Genomic DNA, 26,427 nt, shown 5'->3' with positions numbered 1-26,427 from the left:
TCATTCCAAAAAGTTCCATAGACCCAGTATTTTTTTAGAGAAAAATTGCTCACGATTGACTATGTTCTCCCTAGAATATGTGTGATAGGATTTATTTATCAATATTTTCCATAAAATCATATTAATTGCAGTGAGCTGAAGGAGGCTAAATCATGGGTCCGGTTTCCATGCTCGTAATGATGATCATCACCATTGTGTTGGTGTATTTCGTAATTAAAGCGATTAAAAAAACGGTAGATGGCTTCAAAGAGTGAAAAATGTATAGATCCTTCGGGGATGGGAGTGGGGACGATTAAAAAGCTGCTTGGCTTATTTATCATTTCATCGATTTTATTGACAGGTTGCGGAAGTTTACACGGTACCGTGGCGGAAAAGACAGAGGCGAGTTTTATGCTGGACGTCCAAACCGATGATGCACGGCAAGAACCCTTTCAAGAGATTTTCCTAACCGACCATACCGAATTCATCGGCGCTGCAAGCTCGTTCGAGGAACTAGAAGAAGGCGATCGCGTCAAAGTCACGCCATTCGACACGACACCGGATATTCCTTATTTTCTTGCTTCTAGGGTCACAGTTGAATGAATATTAATGAAACGGGCAGAAACTTGTTATATACCAATCCTTCTGGCTCATGGTAATCTAGTAAAAATCAAAATTCAGTGCGATGAAGAGAACAGTAGCTGGCAATTCCTTTTCCTAGAGAGCTCCGGGGTGGTGAAACGGGGCAAAAGGATGCCAGCGAAACAAGCCTCTGAGCACCGCGTCGGAACCAGGAGGGGATGATGCGGCGGGAGCTCCCGTTACAGAGCTCATGTATAGATTCACTGTACCGAAAGAGGCGCATATGGCGACATATGGGCGAACAGGGGTGGCACCACGACCGGAATCTCGTCCCCAAGACAATTGTCTTGGGGGCGGGATTTTTTCTTTGCCGAAAAGAAGCGGGAAGTGGTGGGGTAGATGAAGAAGATAGGTAAAGACAAAGAGTGGCGGGAAGTAGCCATGTTACTGATGGGAATTGGCATCGCCAACTTCGGTGGATGGGTCTATTTGATTGTCTTGAACTTGATCGTGCTCGACATGACCGGCTCGGCGCTTGCAGTCGCGGGGCTATACATTGTCAAACCCGCTGCGACACTATTGACCAACTTTTGGTCGGGCAGCATCACCGACCGGGTCAACCAGCGCAATTTGATGATCACGCTTGATCTGTTGCGGGCAGTGCTCATTGCTTGCCTGCCGTTCGCTTCAACTTTATGGCTCATTTACGCATTCGTGCTGCTCATCAATATGGCGGGTTCGATGTTTGAACCAGCATCGATGACGTATATCACTAAACTCATTCCCGAGAAAAACCGCCAGCATTTTAATGCATTCCGCAGCCTGATCGACTCAGGCGCCTTTCTGATCGGTCCGGCAGTTGCTGGTCTCTTGTTCATGATGGGGACACCGATAACAGCCATTTACTTGAATGCAATTGCGCTCCTAATTTCTGCGCTCATTTTGAGTGCCATGCCGAAGCTCGAACAAAAAGCAGACGCCACGGAATTTTCTAAACGTATGTCCTGGGAAATAATCCGCACTGACTGGAGAATCGTCATCGCCTTCAGCAAGAGCGCGGCACTCGTCATGTCCGTATTTTTTCTCTTCAGTTGCATGACGGTTATGGCCACAGCGATCGATTCGCAGGAAGCAACGTTCTCGAAACGGGTGCTCGGCCTGACAGACGGCGAATATGGATTTCTCGTGAGTATTGCTGGAGCCGGAATCATTGCGGGGGCGATCGTCAACACCGTGTTTACGAAAAGATTGAGTGTCGCCGCATTGATCGGCGGTGGATCGGTGATGGTGTCGATTGGTTATCTCGTCTACGCGTTCTCGAGTTCATTCGCCGGCGCAGCGACCGGATTTTTCATCCTAGCGTTCTCGCTCGCCTTCGCCAATACCGGTTTCCACACCTTCACGCAAAACCATATCCCTGTCGACGTCATGGGCAGGACCGTCAGCGTCTATAGTCTGCTTGAAGCGCTGCTTATCATCGTCACGACCGCAATCATTGGGCTTGCGTCAGAAATTGTGACAGTTCAGCCGGTCGTCATCGCCTCGACCGCCGTCATGTTCGGGATCTCGGTGTTGCTATTGGCAGTGAGTTTCAAACAATCCAAAGAAAGCGGCTTGGCAGAGGCAGTATTGGAAGGCGAAACGCCAACCACATAAAGAAAGGCTTGCCGGATTTTCGGCAAGCCTTTCTTTATGTTTATTCTTCATTCTCCAAGTCCTCGATCAATTGCTTCATCTCGTCAATTTCCCTGCGCTGGGCTTCAATGATTTCATCCGCCAGCTGTCTCACGCGAGGATCCGAAATGTTCGCGCGTTCACTCGTCAAAATCGCGATCGAGTGGTGGGGGATCATCGCTTTCATCCAGCCAGTATCTTCAATGAGCACTTGGCTGCGCACGAGATAAAGCGATAAGGCGAAAATCAGCGCACTGCCGGCAAGGATTCCGGCATTCGCTTTCTTGTTCTTGTACATCGGCCACATGAACAGCATCATGACGATGGCCATGACAGAGCCCATGATGAGCGCCATATACAAGCGCGTTTCACTGTAGAAAATATGGTCGAGCTGGAACACATTCAAATACATCAGCCAATACATAATGAAAGTAGAAGTTCCGATCATGATCCCGAATTTCAAGTATTTGTTCATCATCTCTCTCTCCTTTATGATTTTTTTGTTGGGTTTTACTCCACAGGCGCTAATTCATCTTCTGTGACCCATTTGTGGTTGGTCACTTTCTCTCCGCTGTCAGTCGCATTGAAGTCAATCATATAGACGGTCGTCTGTTCTGCAGAGTCAACCGTCGCTGTCACTCCGTCCATGCCTTGCATATGGTCGGCATTCAGCACGACTTCATCGCCTTCCTCGAATGGGGCATCTCCGGCATTCTCCAATTCCTCGTGAATGACCCATTTATGGTTCTCAACCGGTTCACCGCCGCCAGCAGGCGTGTAACTCACCGCATAAACCGTGGTGTCGTAAGCTCCGACAATGGTCGCTTCGGCATCTTTCATTCCGTTCATGTGATCGGTTGTGATGATTGCCTGAGTGCCGACAGCGTATTCAGGGTCTTGTGCTTCCTGTAAATCATCCGGAACTTCTCCGGAGCCGGAATGATCCATCATATGGCCGTCCTCGTCGTCCATATTCTCGTCCATTTGGTCGTTCATGTCACCGGAGTTCTCTCCCATGTGATCATCCATCTGCTCGTCCATATCCACCGGCGCGTCAGCCGGCGACGGATCTGCATTGCACGCCGTTAGCGCCAAAGCAGCCACAATCGACAGCGCACCCATCATCATCTTCTCTTTAACCATCTTCTACCCCTCTTTTCTTAGTTGTATGCGTACTAACCATCAAATAAGTAGTGAATCACGCCTTATATTCTTAAGCTACCCCGAAGTTCTGCATAATGTGTGCAGGAACGGTGACAATTTATCTTTCTTGAAATTAATTAAGTTTTTCATGACAGAAGCAAGTAGTTTTCCCCGGATATGCACAAAAACTCGAAACTTATCCGTTACACTAGACAGTAGAAATAGCTTTGTCTCTATCTAGGGGGCAGGACAAAGGAAAGCGTAGCTCGAAGTTAAGCACAACATGAATGCGCAAGCCTGATAAGATTCAGGCTGATGCGCTGAAAGAGGGAGTATATGTTCAATCGACTGGCATTAAAAATCGGCCTATTGTTTTTCGTCTTCATCGTCAGCATCGAATTGTTCTTGTTTTCGACGCTCTACATCACCTATGTCAATGAACGCGTCGATGAAGTAATGTCGAATTTATTGGCAAGGGGTAATACCCATAGCGAAGTGCTCGAAGACAGCTTTAACGAATCGACCTTGTCCCACGTCGCGATGATGGAATCTTCTTCGGATTTTGTTGTCATCATCACGGATGAAACCGGCAATGAATTGGCCCATTCCGACCGGATCGAGCCGGAGATGCTCGAGGTGCTCGGCCATACCGATATCGAACAAGTGCCGGAACAAGGCGAAATCCTCCAAGACAATTGGCAAGACGAGCGCTTTATCGCGACCGACAGCCCGCTCACCATCGGCGGCGAGCATCCAGGCCATGTCTTTATGTTCGCGGAAACGAATCATATCAAAGAAATGGTCGACCGTATGAGAAACCAATTTCTTCTCGCTGGTTTGATCTCGGTATTATTGACGGTCATCACTATTTTTCTGTTGTCGCGCTTTATTACCTTGCCGCTCATTCGCATGAAAGAAGCGACAGAGAAGCTGGGCAAAGGGCAAAGCGAGGTGGCGCTTCATATCGAACGCAATGACGAACTGGGCGAACTGGCCAATGCCATCACCCATCTATCCGATGATTTGGACCGGCTCAAGCAAGAACGCAACGATTTTCTCGCGAGCATCTCACACGAACTGCGCACACCGCTCACCTATATGAAAGGCTATGCCGATATTGCGAGCCGCCCTGGGCTGACGGAACAAGAGCGGGAAGAGTACCTTGCAATCATTCGCGAGGAAACCGGCCATTTGACGAAGCTTATCAAGCAATTATTCGAACTGGCACAGCTCGACCACAACCAGTTCTCGATCCAGAAAGAACAGGTGCCGATCGATGCGCTATGCCATTCGGTCGCTGCGCTCGTGCGTCCGGCGTTCAATGAAAAGAACATCACGATATCGGTCGACTGCGAACCGGAAATCACCGCATGGATAGACCCGGCGCGTTTCCAGCAAGTCTTGCTCAATATCCTCGATAATGCGCGCAAGCATTCCGAGCCGAACACCATCGTCACCTTGCAAGGGCGCCAAGACGAAACATCCATTTTCCTCAGCGTGGCTGACCAAGGCGAGGGCATTCCGCAAGAAGATTTGCCATTCGTCTTCGACCGCTTGTACCGCGTCGATAAATCCAGATCCCGCAAGTACGGCGGCAGCGGGCTCGGGCTTGCGATCGCCAAGGAATTGGTCGAATCGCACGGCGGACAAATCCATATCGACTCTGTGCCAAACACCGGAACAACCCTGACGATTACTTTGAAAAGGGGGGATGGGCATGCATAAAATTTTATTGATCGACGACGAACAGCGCATGCTCGATTTGCTGTCCTTGTATTTAACGCCCCATCAGTACCAATGCACAAAAGCACAAGGCGCAAGGGAAGCGCTGCGCTATTTGGAGACGCAGGCGTTCGATATCGTCCTGCTCGACATCATGATGCCCGAAATGAGTGGCTTTGAGCTATGTGCGAAAATCCGCAGCTTTTCCGATGTGCCGATTATCATGCTGACAGCGCGCGAGCAGCAAGAAGACATCGTCAAAGGGCTCAAGCTCGGCGCGGATGATTACATCACCAAGCCGTTCAATGAAGAAGAATTGCTTGCCCGCATCGAAGCGCTGCTCAGGCGGCAGGCGCCGAAAAACATCATTGAAGTGGGAGGCTTGAAGTGGGATGAAGAGCGCTTTGAGCTGAGCTATTTGGGCACGCCGATCAAACTGACGCCGAAAGAATTCTTCATGGTCGGGCAATTAGTGAAAAACCCTGGCAAAGTGTTTTCGCGCGATCATTTGATTGTGCTCATTTGGGGCTATGACTCGGAAACGGAAGGGCGCACGATCGATTCGCATGTCCGCAACGTCCGGGAGAAAATCCGCCAATCCGGCTTTCCAATCGATAAGCATTTTCTGACCGTTTGGGGCGTCGGCTATAAATGGTTGAACGAAGCCGAATAACTACACAAAAGAGCCAGCTGGAAACGTTCCAGCTGGCTCTCTCCGTCTTATGCGATTGCACGGCAAGCTTCGGCGCATTTATGGCAAGCTTCTGCACAGCGTTTGCAATGATCGTGCATATCGGCGTGTTTCTGGCATTCGTCGCCGCAAGCCTGGCACATCTCCGCACAGACCTTCGCGAGCTGTGGGACGAACGGCGAGTTGCGTGTAATTGCCTGTTCCAGATATGCGCACATGTCTGCGCATTCCCGGTCCAGCCGGATGCATTCCGCCACCATTTTGACGTCGTCTTCCTTTAAGCAAGCGTCGAAGCAATGGTTGCACGCCGCCATGCATTCGTGCAGCGTGTCGAGCAATTGCTGATGTTGTTCGTGAGCCATTCCAAAAACCTCCTCATTAGTTTAGGTTGTCTGTAGGGAAATTTTCCGCTCGAACTGGAAGTAAACGGAATGTGCTGAACTCCATGGAAATTCCATAGAAACTGCACAAATTCAAAAAAAGCGATTGGGCCGTTCTCGATAATTTCTCGATACTTGTTGCTTATAATGAAAGCAAGAGAACCGAAAAACGATGCGAGAGGTGAAAGCTAATGGCAAAACATGACGAAACGAAACCGCATGCAGACGATCATTCACCAAGTGCAGATCATAGCATGCATGCAGACGATTCGACCGTGCAGGAAGAGCATGTGCACACAGAGCATGAAAATAACGAGCATGACTCGGAAGAACATGGAGGCGGACATGGCCATCATGGGCACGGGGGACACGAAGACATGGTGGAGGATTTCAAGAAGCGGTTTTTCATCTCGCTGATTTTGACACTCCCGATTCTCGCGATCTCGCCGATGATCCAGCATTTTATGGGCGTCGATTGGCGCTTTGACAACGATATGCTTGTGTTGTTCGCCTTATCGTCCATCGTCTTTTTCTATGGCGGCTGGCCGTTTCTCGTGGGCGGCATCGCTGAATTGAAAGACAAAGCGCCAGGCATGATGACCTTGATTGCGCTTGCGATCACCATTGCCTATAGCTATAGCACCCTGGTCGTGTTCGGCTGGGACGGCAATCAGTTGTACTGGGAGCTCGCGACGCTTGTCACCATCATGCTGCTCGGGCATTGGATCGAAATGCGCTCCATCATGGGGGCGTCGAACGCGCTCGAACAGCTCGTCAAATTGATGCCGAATGAAGCACACCGTTTGAATGACGATAAACAAGTCGAAGATGTGCCTTTGTCCGAAATCCGCAATAAGGATTGGGTATTGGTCAAGCCGGGCGAGAAAATCCCGGTTGATGGCGTCATTGTCGAAGGCCGTTCCGCTGTCGATGAATCGATGCTGACGGGTGAATCAATCCCGATTGAAAAAGAAGACGGCGATGCGGTCATCGGCGGCTCGGTCAATAAAGAGGGTTCGCTCGTCGTGGAAGTCGAGAAGACCGGAGAAGATTCGTATTTGTCCCAAGTCATCACGATGGTCAAAGAAGCCCAGGAATCCAAATCGAGAACGCAGGATTTAACGAACCGTGCTGCGAAATGGCTGTTTTATTTGGCGCTTGCTGCCGGATTTGTTACCCTTTTCGCCTGGCTCGCCCTCGGCTATTCCTTTGATATCGCCATTGAACGCATGGTGACGGTCATGGTCATCACTTGCCCGCACGCACTCGGCCTGGCGGCTCCGCTCGTCGTCGCGGTCTCGACATCGATTTCAGCGAAGCAAGGCTTGTTGATCCGCAACCGTGCCGATTTCGAAGGCGCGCGCAATTTGAACGCTGTCGTCTTCGATAAAACAGGAACCCTGACGAAAGGTGAGTTTGGAGTCACTGATATCATCGCGAGTGAGGGCTATAGCGAGGACCAAGTGTTGCAACTCGCTGCAGCGATCGAGCAGAACTCGGAACACCCGATTGCAACGGGCATCGTCCAATCGGCAAAAGACCGGAATTTGACGATCGGCAAAGTCACCGATTTCGAATCCATCACCGGCAAAGGCATACAAGGCCAAGTAGACGGCACGAAAATTAACGCCGTGAGCCCCGGTTATATCAAAGGTGAAAACTTGCCCTATGACGAATCCGTCTTCAACGCATTGTCGGAAGAAGGCAAAACGGTCGTCTTCGTCCTGGTTGATGACAAGCTTGCCGGCATGATCGCGCTTGCTGACATGGTGCGCGACACAGCGAAACAAGCGGTCGCGGCCTTGAAGGAAAAAGGTATCCATTCGATCATGCTGACAGGCGATAACCAGAAAGTCGCGAACTGGGTCGCCGCGCAACTCGGCATCGATGAAGTGTATGCTGAAGTGCTGCCGGACGATAAAGCGAATCAAATTAAGAAAATTAAAGACCAAGGCTGGCGCGTCGCCATGACCGGCGACGGCGTAAACGATGCCCCGGCACTGGCGACCGCCGACCTCGGCATCGCAATCGGTGCCGGGACGGACGTCGCAATGGAAACGGCAGACGTCGTGCTCGTCAAAAGCAATCCGAACGATGTCGTCGCGCTCATCGAGCTGTCGAAAAAGACCTACCGCAAAATGGTCCAGAACCTGTGGTGGGCGACTGGCTATAATATTTTCGCCATCCCGCTCGCTGCCGGCGTTTTGGCGCCGTGGGGCATCATCGTCAGCCCAGCAGTCGGCGCGGTGTTTATGAGCTTGAGTACCGTCATCGTCGCCATCAATGCGAAATTGTTGAAGGCTTAAAAGTAAGAAAAAACAGAGCGTCCATTCATTTTGAGTGGACGCTCTATTTCTGTTTGATATGTAATAGGGATAGGAAATGTGGAAAGAAAATTATATAATAAAACTAATAAGATTTGGCCGATTGCCAATATCAGAGCGAACGGAGAGATGGAATGGAGCTAAAAAAACTGGCGGTGCAAGCTGCTGAACAGTACGCGCGTATCCCAAATATTGAAGCGATCATGCTCGCGGGATCGGTGTCTCGGAATTGGCAGGACGAATTCTCGGATATTGAATTGCTCCTCTTTTGGAAGCAAGCGCCATCGGAAGAAGAACGTAAACAAATCATCGATCAACTGGACGGCAAACTATTGGAGTTTCACCCGTATGAAGAGGAAGAGTGGGCTGAAACCTACACAGTAAACGGCGTGAAATTCGAAATTAGCAGTTTTCTCACCGAAACGATTCACCAAACCATCCATCAAGTAACCCAAAAACTCGAGGTCAACCCAGACATGCAGTGCATAGCCGCTTCCGTACAATACGGCATTGCGCTTTATGGCGATAAGACGATCGAGCAATTAAAGAAAGATGTCGAGCATTATCCGCCAGAATTGCAAGTGGAAGTGATTAACCACTATAGCGACTTCGGAAGCCGTTGGAACAACCGCGAAGCGCTCGTTCACCGGAAGGATTGGCTCATGTTCTATAAAGTGGTCGTCTCCGTCCAAACGAATATTATGGGTTTGCTATTCGGCTTGAATCGACAATTCATTCCTCATCCGGCGTTTAAATGGCAGCGTAATTCACTCACGTTAATGGAAATCAAACCGGACAATTGTGGCGCCCGTTTGGAGTCTGTGTTTTTTCAAGAACCGTCTGATGCCATCAAAGAACTGGAAACGCTCATTGAAGAAATCTTTGGGCTGATCCATCAACAACTTCCGCATATCGACCTTTCCGACGCTGCCCGTAAAGCTGCGTTTGTCAGGCCAAAGACTTGAGCGAACGGGTTGTCTCCCTTTTTCGCAAAAGCTCATCGAACAGGAAAAACACTACGGCCACGAATAACGTGAAAAACATAAGCGTCCCGAGAAATAAATAAGAAAACAGCGCGAATTCTACATGGATGAGGAACGCAAGCGGAAAGCGATAGCGTTTCACACCGGAAGTCGCCAAATCAGAAAATGATGAAACGGGAATCCCGTAAACGACGGATCCAAATAGGAAAACCAAGAACAAAAAAATGGTAAGCCATAACGCTGCGAAATCTGCACCGTTACCCATAATCATTGAACTAATAGTCGAGAGCAATATGAAGGCGGTCAAAAGCAGTGAAGCATAGAGCGCTGCTTTGCCTTTTCGGAATAGCGCCTCGTCGTTATAGAGTTTTTTACTAATAACCGGCAAAAACGTCAATGCAATCAAACTTAAAGTGATTTTTACCTGTAGCCAGAAGAAACTCCCCCATACAATGAATGCCAATATAGAAAAAACTAATATGTATAAAAAAACTTTGTACATGCGGATTCCCCCTGCAATCATTGTAACAAGCTGAAGTCTATGGAACTATACAAAATAAAGCTGACTGAAACTAGAGTGCACAGACAGAGCCAAAAAAAAGGACAAAGCAGCTGCTTTGTCCTTTTTTGCATTCGGCGGCGCAAATCAAAATCTCGTGCCCCATCGGTGTTAAGCAACAGCCGCAATCACTGGTTCTCCAGCTTCATATTGTGGCTTGTCGTTCTGTTCGCCGCATCCTGCAAGCAATAACGCACCGGCTAAAAACAGCACAAACAAATGGCGCTTCATCGGAACCCCTCCTCAAGTTTTATGTAATAAGCAGGAAAGGAGGGTGAATCGAATTGCACGGCTGTCGCCTGGCGTTAGGCATGCATATCTTTTTATTTGGTAATTCTATTATACCACTTATAATCATGAAAAACTGCCACTTTATACTGAATAATCTGTGAAAGTGCGTTACACTAGAAATAACCATATTTTCAATATTATCTAATTTTGATGTTTGCGCACGCGGTCATATTATTCAAAGACAAGGGGAGATCAAATGATCTTACACGCAGAAAGTTTCGGCGAAGGGGAGCCGATCGTTTTCCTTCATAGCGGGTTGCAAACAGGGCTCACCGATTTTGAATACCAGCGTGATTATTTCAAGGAACAATTCCAGGTCATCGTGCCGGATCTTCGCGGCCATGGAAACTCCGTAACTGAGGATGTAAGTAATTTCTTTGAAGACAGTGCCAAAGATCTTTCGGAGTCACTTGAACATTTAGGGATCCAATCGGCGCATATTGTCGGAGCGTCGCTCGGCGCATTAGTAGCCATCTTTTTTGCGAAACGTTTTCCGGGGAAAGTAAAAAGCCTGACCATCTCTGGGGTGACCGCAGAAAAGCCGGGTGACTGGACGCAACTGCATGAACAGGAAGCGAGCAACCAACAGCAATTGCTTCAATACGAGGAAGCGACCGCTTATTTCGACCAATTGCACAATGGCAATTGGCGGCAATTCTTTGAAATGGCGAAGCACGAAAATTGGTATCCTTTCGAAGAAACGAAGGATCTATCTTCTATTGATTCGCCGATCCTCTACATCGCAGGCGAAGGCAACCCGAACGAAACGAGAGGCGTCCTTTATTATCCTGGTAAGCATGACCATGTGCGCGTCTCGATTATTCCGTTCGCGTCCCATTTGGTTCATGCCGAACAAGCAGAATTGCATGCCAAAACACTTGAATTGTTCCTTAGCCACGTCGACTAATCAGTAGGGGGCGCGTATCTCATGAAAAAACTTGGTTCACTTTTGATTGTACTGCTCATTGTTAGTGGCTGTTCGGAAGCCGACCGTTACGACTTCAAAGGAAGCGGTGACAATTGGGATGTCTTCTACACCGTTGACGCCACTTCACAGGACAGCAAGGAAGCGACAGGGAAAATCGTCTATACCGGCGAAGAGCCGCCACCTGAAACCATCATTTATTCAATTGAATCGACTGCCGGCGCATCGAGCGGAAATGTCTCGGTCGATGAAGGCGAAGTGCTGGTCGGCAAGAGCACCTGCGAAGGCTGTGCGGTTATTCAACAAGATGAAGAGTTGGACGTGGAGATCAAATGGGACGGGCAAGTTGAGGAATTCGCGTTGACCACGGAATGATAAAGTTTGATGGCTTGTAAGCACAGAGCATCACGGAGGAGAGTAACCGATGAACACAACAAGAAGCCATGGTTTTCAATTTCTCGACTTTCTATTTATGGAGGAACATGAGATCCATCAGTTTGAATCAATTGCAGGTTCATTTGCAGCCATCAAATGTGGCGGCAAAACGCTCATGGTTTACAATAAATGGCGCGAGCAATGGGAATTGCCAGCGGGCAGGAGAGAAGGCAGCGAGACGTCGAAAGAATGTGCCGTAAGGGAATTGTACGAAGAATCCGGCCAGGTCGTTGAAGACTTGGAATTCAGAGGCTTGCTCAAACTACAGCATACTGAAACCCGGGAAATCAAATACAATCCGATTTTTCTTGGAACGGTAGAGAAATTGCAGCCCTTTATTCCAAATGACGAAACAACGGAAATGAAGCTTTGGGATACAAAAGAGGAAATTGGCGTACTCGATGAAATGGATATCAAAATTCTCGATTATATTTAAGGCATTAAACTACTATGGGGGGGGGAGACCTGTGAAAGAAACAAAAAAAGTTTGGCAGGGTGCGGCTGGAGTGGTGATCGACCAAGAGAAGATCCTCATGGTGAAATCGAAGGCATCCGGCAAATGGAGCATCCCGTCCGGTGAAATTGAAACAGGTGAATCCCCGCAACAAGCGTGCGTGAGGGAAGTGTGGGAAGAAACCGGCTTTCGCATCGATGTGAAGCAACAGCTTCATACGAAAAATGTGCAAATCGGCAACTACGAAGTCACCAGCCATTATTTTCTATGCGAAGTTATCTCAGGCAATATTTGTTTCCAGGACCCCGACAACGAAATCGAGGAAATCACGTGGAAAACAGAAGCCGAATTGAAAGAACTGCTTCACGATTACCCAGAAGACCAAGAACACCTCATCGGGTTCATGAATCGCGCGGCTTCTATTTAATCATTCATTTTCACAAACCATACGAACGGAGTTGCGCATGTGAACAGAGTTGTGGTCATCACGGTCGGCAAAACCCATAGCGGCAAAACAACATTCGCCAAAGCGCTCGAGCGGAAGCTTGGCAATGCCATCGTCGTCGATCAGGACAATCATGCAGAAATCCTGCAAAGCTATTATCCGGCGCTGGTCCCGAAAGAAGGAGCCAATGCGATCAAGTATGCACTGACGCAGACCATCGTCAATCATGCGGTTACTCAAACCGATTGTCACATCATTTTGTGCAACGCCAATCGAAACCGCCAAGGCCGTTTGAAACTGCTGAAGTTTTACCAAACGAAAGGCTTCACGACCATTTTGGTGAACTTTAGCATCGCGGACGATGTGCTTGAAACGAGAATCGATCAGTCTGTGCGTGACACTGCCATCTTGCGCACCGTTTCTTCATTTAAAGATGTCCTTGTCCGTCAACAAGCTGAATCCGTTGATAACCCTGGCGTCACGCCCACGCCAGGCGAAGCGGATTATTTGTTTACCGTAGCGAATGAACAACAAATCGAAGCCGCTATTTCAGCAATCCGTGAACTAGCCGCAAGGGGAGAAGGCTCATGAAGAAACTGCCGGTCATGCTTATTTGCTTGTTCGTAGCCTTCATCTTGTCAGCCTGCCAGAACGGTTTGATTAGTGCCGAACAACAGGAAGCTGACAAACTCGTCTTATACCAAATGGAACGCTTCGGGGAAGTGAAAGAAAATACGCGCACTGAAGTGACGGATGCACAAACGATCGAGTTGTTTGCCGGTGCCATTTCGCGTGCCGATAAACTCCAGGGCATCGCGGATGTAGTAGATCCGGATTTTGAACTAGAGTTCGGGGGAAAGACATTCTATCTATGGGTGGCAAAAGATCAAGGTTCTGTCATGGACGAGTTGGATACCCACACGCTCTACACGCTAAAAGCAAAAGATGCCGAAGCACTCTATCGCTATCTGTCATCAGAAAATCTACTCGATGGATTGACTGATCATAGAGGAGGATGATGGATGAGGAAGTTTTTCTTATCGATCGTAGGCGGTGTCGTCATAGGGCTCATTCTATCATTCAGCTTCATGGACTATGAAAGCAGTTGGGCACACCATATCCAACGGGCTGGCGCCGACCAAGTGGTGCAAGAGATGGATTTCGATTTTGTCTTTACTGCCTCGCTCCTTGTTCTCGTGAGTTCCGCATTGATTTTTGCCGTCTGGAGTTTCATTGAAAAGAAGAAAGATGAAAAGTTTGTCAGAGACTTTGAGAATGACAAAAACCGTGACAACTAAATACATTTCAGAGAGTTAGATAAGTTTATAGTCTACTAGATGAAAAAAGGGGACTTTATTTCTACATTTAAAAATAAATGGACTGTCCCAGTATTTGGAGAAGTGTTCGCTCGACTCCTGTGGGATTAGCGGGTTTGAGAGACCCCGCAGGGAATGAATGAGCGAAGCTTTGCTGAGTTCATTTATTTGCGACGCTTGAGCATAGCGAAAGTGGAGCAAACCGAGGAGGCTCGATTCCCGCCCCACGGAAAGCGAGCGATAAGCTTCGGAAAATACGGTTTCTCAAGTTTCTCGACAACCTGAAATATACTCCAACGGCATCTTGCAGAAGATGCTTTTTTTTATGCCGTTATTTTTCTGTCTAAAAGGGGATACAAGGAAAAGCAGTGGAATTTATCAGCGAAAACCAGAGGAGGACGATCATATGGACAAACCGATCAAAGCGTTCGTCTTCGATGTGTACGGCACATTGTTCGACGTCATCGCCATCAAAGATCAATGCGAGGAAGTGTTTCCGGGGCACGGCGAAGCGATTAGTCAGACCTGGCGCACAAAACAAGTCGAATATTTTATGATGCGCCAGCTCATGGGGAAATACGATACGCTTTACGCGGTCACCCACAGCGCCTTGAAATACGCACTCGAAGACGAGGGGCTCGAATCGACGGAAGACATCGAGCAGCAATTGATGGACGCCTATTTGCATTTGCCACTCTATGAAGAATCAGAAGCGGTACTGAAACAGCTGCAGGACCACCAGCTCGTCGTGTTCTCGAACGGCTCTCACGATATGCTTGACCCGTTGATTGAAAATGCAGGTATCAAAGACTTGCTCGACAAAGCCGTCAGCGTCGATGAAATCAAGCAGTTCAAGCCCGCACCGGCCGCTTATCAATACGTCTTGGACCAGTTGAACATCGAGCGCGACGAAATCCTGTTCATGTCTTCCAACGGCTGGGACATTTCGGGTGCGAAGAATTTTGGTTTCCGCACTGCCTGGATCAACCGCAAAGAGGCACCGGTCGAACAGCTTGGCCTGGAGCCGGATTATGTCTTTGAGGATTTAAACGGCTTATTGAAATGGAAATAAATCCTATAAAAAGGTTAAAGCTGATCATTCCGGGTAAACTACTTATATAAGAGGAGGCATTTACATGAATAGACTACAATTAGGGGATTTAGCCCCATCATTTACATTGCCGCGCGCAGAAGGCGGAGACTATACGCTTCAACACGACTTATCAGAACGCCCAGGCTGGCGCTTCGTCATTTTCTTCAGAGGATCATGGTGCCCAGCGTGCAACGAGGAATTGCAGGACCTTCAGGACAGCTTGTCGTATTTCGAAGACAAGGACATCCATTTCACGGCTATTTCTACAGACAACCCAAAAGATCTCAATGAAATGAAAGAAAAGCACGGCTTGACGTTCCCGATTTTGGGTGACGCGAAGCAAGACATACTGAACCAATACGGCGTCTATTATCATGGAGAAGATTCACCGTATGAAGATCACGGCATTCACGGCGAGCCGGCGTATTACTTGCTCGATGAAGAAGGCAAAATCATGTACCAGCAGCAGCAAACGAGCCCATTCGGCCGTCCGCACGCAAAAGAATTGCGCAAAATCGCTGCATACATTCGCAAAAACTTAAAATAAGACCCTATAAAAAAGAGCTTGGAGGCAATTCTCCAAGCTCTTTTTTCATGGCTCAATTCGACTCCAGCACTGCGAAATAATTGTCTTCTGCATCCGCAAAATTGAAGGTCCGGCCCGTCGGCATCGCGACAATGTCACCGACCGTGACGCCTTTTTCAGCCAACTCGTTGCGCAGCTGTTCGAAATTACTCGCGTAAAACAATAGCGACGACGTCTCTAAACTTAAACCGGTATCCATCTGTTCGAGTAAATTCTTGTCGTGCAGCACGATGCTCGTCTCCGCATCTTCCCGAGGCGCAATTTCGATCCACCGCATGCCCTCGTTTTCTTTGTCATGTAAGACCGTAAAACCCATCTTCTCCGTCCAAAACGTCACTGCTGCGTCCTGATCACGCACATACACCATGACCTGCCCGATTTTTGTAATCATTGATTTTCCACCTCCGCATAAAGTGATGAATCTTGTCATCCTAATAATTCGATGGGGACACGGAAAACCCTTTTATAACAAACAGCCATTTAGGAGCTGCGTTTTAATCCAAGGGAAACAATAAAATTTTCGATAAAAGAAAGGATTCCAACTAGAAAGCAAGCAAAGGTCAAAAGGAACACTTCAATCCAAGAAGACTCCAAGAACCGGAATAATAAGATAGAAAGAAACCCAACGATAAAATAAACTGGGATGAATTTCTTGGACAATAATAGCTGGTTCAGATAAATCACCCCTTGTTTGATTCAATTCTCAAAGCTAATAAAGTAACTTGATAAATACCATTTTTTCATAAAAATGGAACAATCTCAAATCAAGCTCTGTAAGTTTGATACACTAATTAGAGTAAGTATAAAAGAGGAGGAGACACGTGAAAAAAACACCGAAACTCATTCTATTCTTTGCTCTCGGTATTATCACCGGGTTGATCTTGTCGTACTTGTTCAGCAGATAAGGAGGCAATTACATAATGGACATCCGGAAAGCATTAGCACAAGACGCGACGGGCATTCGTTCAGTGTGCGCAGCCGGCAACCGCAGCACTTACCCGGGCTTATTGCCGCAACACGAAATCGAACGCGTCATCGAGAAGTTTTATAACGAACAACGCATTTTGGGTGAAATCCACAATACCAGCCAAGACTGGAACGGCTGGTTTGTAGCAGTGGAAAACGGAGAAGTAATTGGAGCGGGCGGTGGCGGCTTCACCGATAAAACCGTAGCGGAAGTCTATGTTCTCTATTTGGATCCGGACCGCAAATATCAAGGCATCGGCACGAAACTGCTGGAAGCAATCACACAAGACCAGCTAGCCCATGGTGCCCAAACGCAATGGGTAGCGGTCGCAAAAGGCAATGGGATGGCGATTCCGTTTTACGAAGCACGCGGCTTTGTGTTTCAATCCGAGGAAGCGGCTTACGATATGCCCGAAGGCGAAAACCAGCGCTCGCTTCGGTATAAGCGCAATATCTAATTGGGATGAAAAAAACTGAATTCACGCCAACAAAACAGCGACTCCCGGAACAAGCATAAAGTGCTTGAGCCGGGAGTCGCTTTATATCAATTCAACCGGATGCAAATCCGTGTTGAAGTATCGCTCGGGCAATGAAAGCCTACTTGCGTTTAGTGAAAAAATCATGTCTTCAAGGTACTGAAGGCAGCGGACAAGCGGGCTGCGAAATCTTCTGGCGCTTCGACCGACTCCATGCACATGCTGACGATATGTGGATTGACCTGTTGCCATTGGCGATAATCGGTAGGCAAAGGGATGCGGAAATTCTTCCAGGCAAACAGGAAAGAAGGATACTCTTCCGGCAATAGAAAAATCTCTGCACGGTTCAATGCCGTACCGTCAGCATTCACTTTCCCGAACGAGATATCGTGCTCGATGATGCATGTAAAGCATTGCTGCTCTCGATAAATCTTCATTTCACGTGATTTTTTTACGAATGTCTGGCCTGCAGTAATTTCCACCTCAGCATCTAAGTAGGATTTGACCTGTTCCACTGCGCTTGCTCTTAAAGTGTCCATGTCATTCTTCCTTTCTGCCAGGATTAGGACTGCGTAGTGAAAATCAACTAAATTGAGATTGCTTGTGCCAGCAACTGTCCAGAAAATCCTTCGTCTCTTGAGTGGAGCACATTGCCTGGGAAATATGTTCTTCTTGAACGGCTTGAATCAGTGAACTGCCGATTCCCTGATTGCGGAGGGAAGGATGAACAGCGATGTGATGGACAGCGAAAGTCTGTTTTTGTATGTGGATGCCAATCACTCCAATCACTTTTTCATTTTCCATCCATACATATAGTCGGCGATCCGGCAGCCTTTCGTAGGTGCTCAATATTTGTTGGGTAGGAACTCCTTTACGGGCCGATGGTAAATGGGAAAGCAAGCGCAATACAGTTTCCCGGTGGCGTGATTCGTATTCGATCATCATTCAAATCCCTCCTTCTCAAGTATGCTTCATCAATGAACAGGCCATTAAAAAAGCGCCAAAAAGAATAGGACATTCTTTTTGGCGCCACCTCCAGCACTGGTGTCTGGTGTATACGACCGTTTTATTCATCATTGGATGGATGTTCAAAATCAACAATGCGCTTTATTTGAATTCAGTGATGGCTAGTACAACTACACAATACCCAAATTTCTTTGTAAAGTAAACTGAATATTATAAAAATAGTTATATGGAAACGGTTGTCATGAAAATTTACCTAAATTTTCAGCTGGAAGATGATCCATGTAGCCATTTCTGCTCCTTACGGCTGAAGCAGTCCGAGAACGATTTGCAAAACGATCAGACCGGCAATGACTCCTGCCTCGTTGCCCATGAAAAACCCGCCAAGCGGCAATAAATAGGCACCCGCACGGATCAATTGAATGCGCCGCAGCATCCGGTCTTTTCGCACGTGATTCAAAAACGGTGCGCTGACTCCCTGCAACAAGAGGGAAGGGATGAAGTAAACGAGCCATAAAACGCCCATCCATTCGCGCGAGCCGGTCAATTCGTATAGCAACAACCCGTTGACGATGGCGCCGGCCGCACCACCAAATTCCGAGATGACTTCACCGGCCCATAACGACTTGAAGGCACGTGAGTAACCTGTCACTCATCCAGGCCCAAATAACGGGTCAATTGTCTGGAAAACGCCTCGAGCTGATCCAACCGGATTGAATAAACGCCTTTCTCCACTTGAACGAATTTCGCCGCTTTCAATAAAGCCAGCTGGTGATGCAAGGTCGTCTTGGAGATGGCGAACTGGCCGCTGAGCTCTTGAAGGGAAGCGGGGCCTTGTCGCAAGTGATGTAATAGCTGCAAACGCAGTTCATCGCCAAGCGCTTTATGCCCTTGGATCAATTCATTCGGCGGCACTCCAGGGGCGAGCAGGTGCTGTTCGCTGACCGGATAGAAAAACAACTTCACATCAGCGGTGCGAATCGTCAGCAGCCAGGGCCGATACGACACATGGGGAATCAGTTTCACCGACCAAATGGAAGGCTCCGGCGCATAGTCGGCACCCGCCACGCGCTTGATTTCGCTCGCGGCTTTCGCCGACTCGAGCCCGCGATGCTGCTTTTCTTCAAAGACAAGAGCCTGTAGCCATTTCGCAATAAACGATTTTTCGGCCATCCAATTCTGCCATCCGTTCAACACCGTGAAAAACAATTCACTGAGCTGGGCTTTCGAATGTTTGTGGAGTTCGCGCACATAGCCCCCAAGATAAGCGTGCCCTTCAAACAAATCCGCATACTGTACCCATAAGGCATCATCGTTTGGCCGCTGCGCCGTCTCTTTGCGCAACACTTCCGCCGACCGGCTATGGTAAGGGAGCAGGACATCATAAAACTGCTCATCAGACATACCCGTCAACCGCTCAGCAAATTCATCAATAGAACGAGCCCCAAACTCATTTTGTAGTAAAAGCAGGCCATACCATAAATTCGTCTCTTGAATCTTCGCCAAGGAATCGTGCAAAGAAGCAGGCATTCTTTCCGCATCCTCGTTCCATTCCTCATCCATCTCAAACGTATGGCGCAATTGCCCGTGCGTATAGCCCGCAATTCCGACAATCCATTCCCACACCGGCGACTGTTCGACAGCTAGATGAATCGACTCTTCCGGTAAAGCAGCATCCATAATCTTCATTACAAAACCCCCTATAAGCATTTTCTTTATTCTAAAGGAATGGAATCTATAATTCAATATTAATTGAATTTTAAATTCGGTTTATTTTGAGTGAATGAAAAGGTGCGTACTATTATATAGAAGGAAGAGAGTAAATCTTGTGCAAAACAAGAAGTTCGCCCTTAAAATGGCAAAAGAAAAAGAGCACCCGAGATTTCGGATACTCCCTGAATCACATATTTAGCTTAGAAACGTCTGAAGCTGTGGAATTTAGCTCCCCAGTAAGGGCCGTTCAAGCTTTTCACTTCTGCTTTAGAACCGCCAGAGTGTACAAACTGGTTGTTCCCGATGTAGATCCCAACGTGTGAGATACCTGGGCGGTAAGTGTTCGCGAAGAAGACCAAGTCTCCTGGGCGTGGGCTTGAAACTTTGTAAGACTGAGCATATTGAGAAAGCGTTGTGCGTGAAACGCTTTTGCCTGCTTGTTTGAATGCGTATTGTACAAATCCTGAGCAGTCAAACCCAGCTCTTGTTGTGCCGCCGAAACGGTACGGGATGCCTTTAAGCGCTAGTGCTTGAGAAACAACTGCTGAAGAAGAAACGCTTGCTGTTTTAGCAGAAGCCTGGACAACGCCAGAACCTGATGATTTTGTAACGAGTGAGCTATGTACCCAACCGTGAGTTCCGCCTGTGCGAACTTTGAACCATGTGCCGCTTCCGATTGAAGCAGATTTAGTAACTGTTGCAGTTGCGCCTTTAGAAGCAACTCGGATCACACCGTGGCTTGTGCCAGCATCTCTGCGGACGTTTGTAGCGTATTTGAATTTGTATGTGCTGTTGGAAACTTGAACGATCGCTGGCTCAGATGCTTTCTGTGCGACTTCTGTCTGTGGCTGTTGTGCTTGTGCTGTATTTTGTGCGTCTGTAGCTGAACTAGAAAATACCAATGCGCCTGCTGCTAGTAGTGTAAAGAATGCTTTTTTCATATTGTCAGTACCTCCGAAGGATTAATTTTTTAAATTTATGTTATGTGGCTATAAGGATTATCATTAATTTGCTCTGCCACTTACTATATAGACTGCCTCCTACAAAAACAATGTCTGTGGAGTTTCAATTAGGTTACAGCAATATTACAAGTGAATGACGCCTCATAAACCTAGGTATATCAAGGGTTTTAAAGGTAGTAATATTTACAAGTAGATGTTTATTTCTTTGTGAAAGGGGAAATACGAGTGATTTTTGCGTGTTTGAATTCACAAAATATTACGGGCGAGCAGAAATTATTCTAAATATTAGAGCCTTTAATTTCCATATCGGGACACCAAGCCCTTTCGCAGCAGTTTTTCAGCTAAAATAATCATATAGTTATTAGAAAAATCAAAAACTATAGCAATAAAGCTTTGTTACATAACTGTAACAATCCATTCATTGCTTTATTTTTGTGGGTTAGGGGTATACGGGGATTAATAGGAGTAGTTGAGTGGGGAAGAGATTGCGCTGCAATCGGACGCTTTCCGGAGGGCTCGCATTGAGCCGCTTCGTCGCTGCGCTCATGCAGGGTCTCAATTGTCTCGCTGATCCTCCCGGAGTCGCCGATTTCCACTCCATCTCTAGTTTTAGATGAATAAGTAGATGGCATATTTCATTGATGTGTAGGCATTGATCGCAGATACTATTTTGTGAATTTGAGCTTGTGCTTGCTTATATAGAAGAAAGTAGATTTTACGAATCGCAACTTGAATCTAAAACTTCACTTCACCGCTAATAAAAGTTACCGCGACTCAGCGTGAAGCGCTGGGAGCAGTCTCACATTCTTCGTTTCACCACAAATAAAAGATAATGAAATCAAATCGATCCACCCATTTCACAATGAACTGACCTAAGCGCCGGCGCGTCCAAGGGCTAGGCGAAGTGATGAGACCGGTGGTTTTCCGGGCTCATCAATAAAGCCATGCCCAAAGCGCCAAGCGAAATAACCAGCCAGAAAAACAACACAATCTATTCAAGTGAATCGTTACATTTTCAATCAACTCACCGCGACTCAGCGTGAAGCGCTGGGAGCAGTCTCGCATTCTGTGTGCCACCCAAACTAGAAACAATGAAATCCAAGCGATCCACCCACTTCACAATGAACTGACCCAAGCGCCGGCGCGTCCAAGGGCTAGGCGAAGCGATGAGACCGGTGGTTTTCCGGGCTCATCACGAAAGCCATGCCCAAAGCGCCAAGCGCTGCATTACCGGATTCCATATCCAACATTCTCAATTCATCTATCCTAGAGTTCACTCATTCATTCATTAACTAATAGAAGAAACGAAACATATCTCTATAGAAGGAGGCTGTACCTATGAAGAAGATTCTATCGATCGATGGGGGAGGCATACGGGGGATTTTGCCGGCGATGATGCTGTGTGAACTGGAGCGGCGGACAGGGAAACCCGTCTCCGAACAATTCGATATCTTCGTAGGCACTTCAACCGGCGCGATCCTGGCACTCGGCCTCTTGGTGCCGGACGGCAAAAAGCCGCGCTACACAGCAAATGACATCCTCAAATTATACGAAACAGAAGCTGAGCGCATGTTCCGGAAATCCTTCCTTCACCGTTCGTTCGGTGTTGTCGGCCGTTTTCTTCATACTCAGTACAGCCATCAAGAATTTGAAAAAGTCCTCAAGCATTACTTCAAGCAATTGAAATTATCCGACTTGCTCCAGCCAGCCGTCATCCCGAGCTATGATATCCACGGCCGGCATGCCCATTTTTTCAAAAGCACCGTCATCAATTTGAATAAACGCCAGCCCGACAGTGAGATTCGCCACATCATTCGGGCAGCTACTGCTGCGCCGAGTTATTTCGCGCCGGCGAAGATTCCGGAGTATCCGAAAGCCGCGTTCATCGACGGTGGCGTGTTCGCCAATGACCCAGGGCTAAGCGCTTACACCGAAGGACTCGAACTCTACGGAGGCGAAGAAGAAGATTTTCTGCTCGTGTCGCTCGGTACCGGGGAAGCGCAGCGCGAAGTGGAAGTGACCGGTTGGCGCGCATGGTTCCATTACGGCTGGGCACGTTCGTTGTTGAAAGTCATGATGGACGGCAGTTCCGACTCGGTCGACCATCAGCTGCGCCACCTGTTGAAAGATGAAGGAATTGATCAGCGTTATTTTCGCTTCCAGGAAAAACTGCCCGCAGACGATTCGGGCATTGAACAGCTCGACCGCGTTACGCCTGAAAACCTCGCACGGCTTCGACGGGTCGGGCAGCGGATGATTGAAACGCAAAGCGCTGAACTCGATAAATTGTGCCGCTTGTTATGACTTGTCATGGAAGTGTAATGCGTTTGTCGTGGTAATTACAGAGGTGGCTCGGGTAAAATAAGCGAGGAACCATAGTGAAAAGAGGTCAACCCAATGGCACGGAGATACGGCTATATGGACTGGATGCGGGTGTTCGCGATCATTACGGTCGTCGGCGTCCACGTCGCATCGAAAATCATCAATAATTACACAACAGGCGATTGGGAATGGCATTACGCAAACGCGATCGACAGCGCACTTCGCTGGTGCGTGCCGATTTTCTTCATGCTGAGCGGCGCATTGCTCCTCACGCGCGACAGCAAAGAACCAATCGGCGAATTTCTTCGCAAGCGGCTCGGCAAAGTCTTGTTGCCGCTCGTGTTCTGGAGCGCCGTTTACTTGGCTTATAATATTTTTCAACTCGGAGAGGAATACACACCCAGTCAAATGCTCGGCGCTTTCCTCTCGGACGATATTTACTTCCATCTTTGGTTTCTCTACATCATTACGGGGCTATATTTGATGGCGCCGTTTCTGCGCATCCTCGTTAAGCATATGGACAAGACAATGTTCCATTATTTCTTCGCGTTCTGGTTTTTGTTCTCGGCTGCGGCACCAATCTTCACGCGCGTGACAGGGTATGAAGTCGCTTTCGCTGGAGAATTGTTCGCGCCGTATATCGGTTATTTCTTACTCGGCGCCTATCTCGTGATGTACCCGCTGCCAAAGCGCTGGCTTCCGACGCTCGGGGTCCTCGCAATTATTGGCTACGCGGTTACGCTATACGGTACGGTCTCGGCCAATGCCGGGCGTGAAGCCGGCGATTTCGATGACTTTTACTACGAGCATTATTACCCGCACGCTATCTTTGTTTCGTTATTCGTTTTCGTAGCGTTCCAGCAGCTCGGCAAAAACTTGAAATCGACGCTGCTCATTACGCGCATCAGCACGGCAACGTTTGGCGTATACATTATCCACCCGCTGATTCAGACCTATTTGAACCGATTGGTTAATTTCAACGAAACGACCCTTAATGTGGGAATCGGTGTGCCTTTATCGTGGATCGTCATCTTCATCCTGTCGTATATCATCATCCGCCTGATGCAGAAGACGCCGGTAGTGAGACGGCTAGTGCCATAGGCTGCTGAGAGAAGGACAAGCACTTATGCCTATATAACTCTATACACGATGGACCGCTGATTAATGTTGCAGTGTAGAGGGAGACTTATTGGTTAAAAATTTGATGAATTTATTAGAATAACTCGTATTAGATGAGATATCATGATAAGCTGTATTTAATTGTAAATTAAGGCTGGTTCATGGGTATAAAGGGGTGATAGCATCAAAAAGTCAATTTGGCTAGGAATTATGATAGCAATGGCGATTATGCTTTCGGCATGTACACACAACGAAGTCATTCGGGTCGGAGTGCCGTTTACGGATGGCATGACAGAAGGTGTCCATTTCCAAAAAGACATTAAGGACCGTGCTTCCGTTGTGTCACTCAAAACAATTCTACAAAACGAGAAAGAGCTTGAGTCGCTTGACCGATTGTCGATCGAACCACAAGCTGTCTTCACCATCGACCGCCCAGACGACGGAGTTCAAGAAGTACGCCGTTTTGTCTGGTACCGCGACAATGGCCGGGCTGTTATGTCCAATGAACGCAACGTCCTGTCCCACAAAGAAAACCAGGAATTTTTCAGGCTGACAGCAGAACAGACGCAAGAGTTGAAAAAGATTCTTCAATAGGGTGCATAAAGGTGATTGAGCTCTGCAGTTTGCAGGGCTTTTTGTTTTGGGCTAAAAAATGAAAATTCGTATAGACATGGTGGTTATGGCACTGGTCGTCTTTGCGGTGAATCCTTATTGCTGAATGGCAAGGATGAGACCCTGTGGTTGTGGGTGTCAAATAGGGGAGTGCTGATAGAATCTACGTTGAAGTTCTCTCGCAGGAGGGAGAAGGGGGTCCGGCAACTCGTTAAAATGAAACAATTAAACAACAAGATAAAAAACTTTTAAAAAACTTTTAAAAATAATATAATAAGATATAGTAAAAGCGAAGGGGCGGATAAACATGGCTTTAAAAACCATCCAGAATAAAACCGTTTCAATCAGTGATGTGAAACGGTCTCCTACTGACGTGTTCCGGGAAGCGAAAGAATCAAATGCCGGTGTGTATGTATTTAACCGAGGAGAAATTGCGGGTGTTATGTTGACGAAAGAACAATACAATGGCCTTAATGAAGAAGTATCGGTGCTGTACGAGCGGATTATTGAAATGGAAGCAGCTGAGCGCTTATTGAAAGAAAACGTGAAGACATTGACGGATCTGGAAGTTCGTGGCGCCATTGCCGAAGAAATGCCTGTTATTGATGAAAATGACGGGTGGGAATAACTTTGTACAAACTTCAATGGACAGAGCACTCCGCAAATGATTACAAATCGCTGGACGGGGATCAAAAAGTGTTCGTCAACAAAGCCCTCGATCGCATTCGATTGCGAGGTATGCAAGCGGGCGAAGCATTACATGGAAACTTAGCGGGCTGCAATAAATTGAAGAATAATCAAAAAGGCCTTCGTTTGATTTTTAGGGAAGTAAATGGCGAAATGCAATTGATTGAAATTGTCATCATAGGCAAACGGGATAAGAAGAAAGTATACAAAGAAGCTGAAAATCGGCTTTAACACACTAGATGAAGTGTCAAAAGTTGCTCATAATGCCTTATTTGACCGGCAAGCACTTGAGTGCCTTAACAAAAGGGGCAGTCACAACGACTGCTCTTTTTTTATGGATCGAAGTTCCCCGAATACTAAGCTGCATCTAACAGCGGATGCAAAATACCGAACAAATCTAGTCGGTCTCGCTATATCCAACGATATCTTCAAGCAGTTCCGCGCCAAGGGTGAAGCGAAGCAATAAGACAAGTGTTCTTTTTGGCTTATTGCGAAAGCTCAACCCCAAGCGGACACTGCGGCTTCTCAAACAGACACCCCAAATCGAATTCCTCTCATGTATCTATCAATATGGGATAAGCCCCAGAAATAAGCGAACTATGCAACGGATGCAACTATGAAACAAATCCAATCTATTTCTCTACAATCAGTGATATATAAAAGCAGTTCCGCGCCAAGGGTGAAGCGAAACAATAAGACGGACGTTCTTCCCGGCTTATTGTGAAAGCTCAACCCAAGCGGACACTGCGGCTTCTCAAACAGACACCTCAAATCGAATTCCTCTCATGTATCTAGCAATATGGGATAAGCCCCAGAAATAAGCGATCTATGCAGCGGATGCAACTATGGAACAAATCCGATCTATCTCTCTGCAATCAGTGATATATAAAAGCAGTTCCGCGCCAAGGGTGAAGCGAAGCAATAAGACAAGTGTTCTTTTTGGCTTATTGCGAAAGCTCAACCCCAAGCGGACACTGCGGCTCTCTCAAGAGACGCCCAAAATAGAACCCCTCTCATATATCTCT

The 26,427-nt window shown here is 47.5% G+C and carries 31 protein-coding genes and 1 other annotated feature; of the genes, 21 read left to right on the top strand and 10 right to left on the bottom strand.

Annotation, left to right across the window (positions count from 1 at the left end; translation table 11 throughout):
- Window positions 1-282 precede the first annotated feature (282 nt).
- Window positions 283-582, top strand: a complete 300-nt coding sequence (locus G3255_RS13215; RefSeq protein WP_211654895.1) for a hypothetical protein — start codon at window positions 283-285, stop codon at window positions 580-582.
- Between the two features lie 73 nt (window positions 583-655).
- Window positions 656-899, top strand: a binding site (T-box leader).
- Window positions 900-960: 61 nt separating this feature from the next.
- Window positions 961-2,217, top strand: a complete 1,257-nt coding sequence (locus G3255_RS13210; protein ID WP_211654894.1) for an MFS transporter — start codon at window positions 961-963, stop codon at window positions 2,215-2,217.
- Between the two features lie 40 nt (window positions 2,218-2,257).
- On the opposite strand, the gene G3255_RS13205 is transcribed toward G3255_RS13210, so the two are convergent.
- Entirely contained in the window at window positions 2,258-2,710 is a 453-nt protein-coding gene (locus tag G3255_RS13205; protein WP_211654893.1) for a DUF305 domain-containing protein, read from the bottom strand.
- A 35-nt stretch (window positions 2,711-2,745) separates the two neighbouring features.
- Window positions 2,746-3,378 carry a YdhK family protein gene (locus G3255_RS13200; RefSeq protein ID WP_211654892.1) on the bottom strand — a complete coding sequence of 211 codons (633 nt, stop codon included), beginning with the start codon at window positions 3,376-3,378 and terminating at the stop codon, window positions 2,746-2,748.
- A gap of 336 nt (window positions 3,379-3,714) precedes the next feature.
- On the opposite strand from G3255_RS13200, the gene G3255_RS13195 reads away from it, so the two are divergent.
- A complete protein-coding gene (locus tag G3255_RS13195; protein ID WP_211654891.1) occupies window positions 3,715-5,103 on the top strand; it encodes a sensor histidine kinase in 1,389 nt (462 codons plus the stop codon).
- Window positions 5,096-5,773 carry a response regulator transcription factor gene (locus G3255_RS13190; protein ID WP_211654890.1) on the top strand — a complete coding sequence of 226 codons (678 nt, stop codon included), beginning with the start codon at window positions 5,096-5,098 and terminating at the stop codon, window positions 5,771-5,773. The genes G3255_RS13195 and G3255_RS13190 overlap by 8 nt, the downstream gene beginning before the upstream one ends.
- 47 nt (window positions 5,774-5,820) lie before the next feature.
- On the opposite strand, the gene G3255_RS13185 is transcribed toward G3255_RS13190, so the two are convergent.
- A complete protein-coding gene (locus tag G3255_RS13185) occupies window positions 5,821-6,153 on the bottom strand; it encodes a four-helix bundle copper-binding protein (protein ID WP_211654889.1) in 333 nt (110 codons plus the stop codon).
- A 272-nt stretch (window positions 6,154-6,425) separates the two neighbouring features.
- Between G3255_RS13185 and G3255_RS13180 the strand changes: the two genes are divergently transcribed.
- Both G3255_RS13180 and G3255_RS13175 read left to right on the top strand, forming a co-directional pair.
- Complete coding sequence (locus G3255_RS13180) at window positions 6,426-8,477, top strand: heavy metal translocating P-type ATPase (protein ID WP_211655889.1); 2,052 nt, start codon at window positions 6,426-6,428, stop codon at window positions 8,475-8,477.
- Window positions 8,478-8,629: 152 nt separating this feature from the next.
- The gene (locus G3255_RS13175; RefSeq protein WP_211654888.1) at window positions 8,630-9,460 is read left to right on the top strand and encodes a DUF4037 domain-containing protein; all 831 of its coding nucleotides are present in this window, start codon (window positions 8,630-8,632) and stop codon (window positions 9,458-9,460) included.
- Here the strand turns inward: G3255_RS13175 and G3255_RS13170 are convergent.
- Complete coding sequence (locus G3255_RS13170) at window positions 9,444-9,980, bottom strand: hypothetical protein (protein WP_211654887.1); 537 nt, start codon at window positions 9,978-9,980, stop codon at window positions 9,444-9,446. The genes G3255_RS13175 and G3255_RS13170 overlap by 17 nt on opposite strands.
- A gap of 544 nt (window positions 9,981-10,524) precedes the next feature.
- On the opposite strand from G3255_RS13170, the gene G3255_RS13165 reads away from it, so the two are divergent.
- The 9 genes from G3255_RS13165 to G3255_RS13125 all read left to right on the top strand — a co-directional run bounded on the left by G3255_RS13165 (window position 10,525) and on the right by G3255_RS13125 (window position 15,543).
- Window positions 10,525-11,235: an alpha/beta fold hydrolase gene (locus G3255_RS13165; protein ID WP_211654886.1), complete on the top strand. Its 711-nt coding sequence runs from the start codon at window positions 10,525-10,527 to the stop codon at window positions 11,233-11,235.
- Window positions 11,236-11,256: 21 nt separating this feature from the next.
- Window positions 11,257-11,628: a hypothetical protein gene (locus tag G3255_RS13160; RefSeq protein WP_211654885.1), complete on the top strand. Its 372-nt coding sequence runs from the start codon at window positions 11,257-11,259 to the stop codon at window positions 11,626-11,628.
- 49 nt (window positions 11,629-11,677) lie between these two features.
- Complete coding sequence (locus G3255_RS13155) at window positions 11,678-12,124, top strand: NUDIX domain-containing protein (protein WP_211654884.1); 447 nt, start codon at window positions 11,678-11,680, stop codon at window positions 12,122-12,124.
- Window positions 12,125-12,155: 31 nt separating this feature from the next.
- A complete protein-coding gene (locus tag G3255_RS13150) occupies window positions 12,156-12,569 on the top strand; it encodes an NUDIX hydrolase (RefSeq protein ID WP_211654883.1) in 414 nt (137 codons plus the stop codon).
- A 39-nt stretch (window positions 12,570-12,608) separates the two neighbouring features.
- On the top strand, window positions 12,609-13,178 hold the full coding sequence (locus G3255_RS13145; RefSeq protein WP_211654882.1) for an AAA family ATPase: 570 nt from the start codon (window positions 12,609-12,611) through the stop codon (window positions 13,176-13,178).
- On the top strand, window positions 13,175-13,606 hold the full coding sequence (locus G3255_RS13140; protein WP_211654881.1) for a YhfM domain-containing protein: 432 nt from the start codon (window positions 13,175-13,177) through the stop codon (window positions 13,604-13,606). The genes G3255_RS13145 and G3255_RS13140 overlap by 4 nt, the downstream gene beginning before the upstream one ends.
- A gap of 3 nt (window positions 13,607-13,609) precedes the next feature.
- Entirely contained in the window at window positions 13,610-13,885 is a 276-nt protein-coding gene (locus G3255_RS13135; protein WP_211654880.1) for a hypothetical protein, read from the top strand.
- Window positions 13,886-14,309: 424 nt separating this feature from the next.
- Window positions 14,310-14,975 (top strand): haloacid dehalogenase type II, encoded by a 666-nt coding sequence (locus G3255_RS13130; RefSeq protein WP_211654879.1) that lies wholly within the window; start codon window positions 14,310-14,312, stop codon window positions 14,973-14,975.
- A 64-nt stretch (window positions 14,976-15,039) separates the two neighbouring features.
- The gene (locus tag G3255_RS13125) at window positions 15,040-15,543 is read left to right on the top strand and encodes a peroxiredoxin family protein (RefSeq protein ID WP_211654878.1); all 504 of its coding nucleotides are present in this window, start codon (window positions 15,040-15,042) and stop codon (window positions 15,541-15,543) included.
- Window positions 15,544-15,595: 52 nt separating this feature from the next.
- Here G3255_RS13125 and G3255_RS13120 read toward each other — a convergent pair whose 3' ends face one another.
- Entirely contained in the window at window positions 15,596-15,973 is a 378-nt protein-coding gene (locus G3255_RS13120) for a VOC family protein (protein WP_211654877.1), read from the bottom strand.
- A gap of 526 nt (window positions 15,974-16,499) precedes the next feature.
- Here G3255_RS13120 and G3255_RS13115 point away from each other — a divergent pair.
- Complete coding sequence (locus G3255_RS13115; protein ID WP_211655887.1) at window positions 16,500-17,006, top strand: GNAT family N-acetyltransferase; 507 nt, start codon at window positions 16,500-16,502, stop codon at window positions 17,004-17,006.
- 161 nt (window positions 17,007-17,167) lie between these two features.
- On the opposite strand, the gene G3255_RS13110 is transcribed toward G3255_RS13115, so the two are convergent.
- The 5 genes from G3255_RS13110 to G3255_RS13090 form a co-directional block, all read right to left on the bottom strand.
- Window positions 17,168-17,563: a hypothetical protein gene (locus G3255_RS13110; protein WP_211654876.1), complete on the bottom strand. Its 396-nt coding sequence runs from the start codon at window positions 17,561-17,563 to the stop codon at window positions 17,168-17,170.
- A gap of 43 nt (window positions 17,564-17,606) precedes the next feature.
- Entirely contained in the window at window positions 17,607-17,969 is a 363-nt protein-coding gene (locus G3255_RS13105; RefSeq protein ID WP_211654875.1) for a GNAT family N-acetyltransferase, read from the bottom strand.
- 319 nt (window positions 17,970-18,288) lie between these two features.
- Entirely contained in the window at window positions 18,289-18,639 is a 351-nt protein-coding gene (locus tag G3255_RS13100; protein ID WP_249222122.1) for an MFS transporter, read from the bottom strand.
- A complete protein-coding gene (locus G3255_RS13095; RefSeq protein WP_211654874.1) occupies window positions 18,636-19,676 on the bottom strand; it encodes a helix-turn-helix domain-containing protein in 1,041 nt (346 codons plus the stop codon). The genes G3255_RS13100 and G3255_RS13095 overlap by 4 nt, the downstream gene beginning before the upstream one ends.
- Window positions 19,677-19,900: 224 nt before the next feature.
- A complete protein-coding gene (locus tag G3255_RS13090; RefSeq protein ID WP_211654873.1) occupies window positions 19,901-20,641 on the bottom strand; it encodes a C40 family peptidase in 741 nt (246 codons plus the stop codon).
- A gap of 1,359 nt (window positions 20,642-22,000) precedes the next feature.
- On the opposite strand from G3255_RS13090, the gene G3255_RS13085 reads away from it, so the two are divergent.
- From G3255_RS13085 to G3255_RS13065, 5 genes are all read left to right on the top strand, one after another.
- Window positions 22,001-22,966 carry a patatin-like phospholipase family protein gene (locus G3255_RS13085; RefSeq protein WP_211654872.1) on the top strand — a complete coding sequence of 322 codons (966 nt, stop codon included), beginning with the start codon at window positions 22,001-22,003 and terminating at the stop codon, window positions 22,964-22,966.
- A 93-nt stretch (window positions 22,967-23,059) separates the two neighbouring features.
- Complete coding sequence (locus tag G3255_RS13080; RefSeq protein ID WP_211654871.1) at window positions 23,060-24,085, top strand: acyltransferase; 1,026 nt, start codon at window positions 23,060-23,062, stop codon at window positions 24,083-24,085.
- 237 nt (window positions 24,086-24,322) lie between these two features.
- Window positions 24,323-24,697 (top strand): hypothetical protein, encoded by a 375-nt coding sequence (locus tag G3255_RS13075; RefSeq protein ID WP_211654870.1) that lies wholly within the window; start codon window positions 24,323-24,325, stop codon window positions 24,695-24,697.
- A gap of 325 nt (window positions 24,698-25,022) precedes the next feature.
- Window positions 25,023-25,343 carry a hypothetical protein gene (locus tag G3255_RS13070; RefSeq protein ID WP_211654869.1) on the top strand — a complete coding sequence of 107 codons (321 nt, stop codon included), beginning with the start codon at window positions 25,023-25,025 and terminating at the stop codon, window positions 25,341-25,343.
- A gap of 2 nt (window positions 25,344-25,345) precedes the next feature.
- Window positions 25,346-25,633, top strand: a complete 288-nt coding sequence (locus G3255_RS13065) for an addiction module toxin RelE (RefSeq protein WP_211654868.1) — start codon at window positions 25,346-25,348, stop codon at window positions 25,631-25,633.
- The last annotated feature ends 794 nt before the right edge of the window (window positions 25,634-26,427 follow it).

Source organism: Planococcus sp. MSAK28401 (assembly GCF_018283455.1).
Classification (GTDB): domain Bacteria; phylum Bacillota; class Bacilli; order Bacillales_A; family Planococcaceae; genus Planococcus; species Planococcus alpniumensis.
The sequence above is the reverse complement of the archived record's forward strand: the minus strand, read 5'-3'. Positions and strand labels throughout refer to the sequence as shown.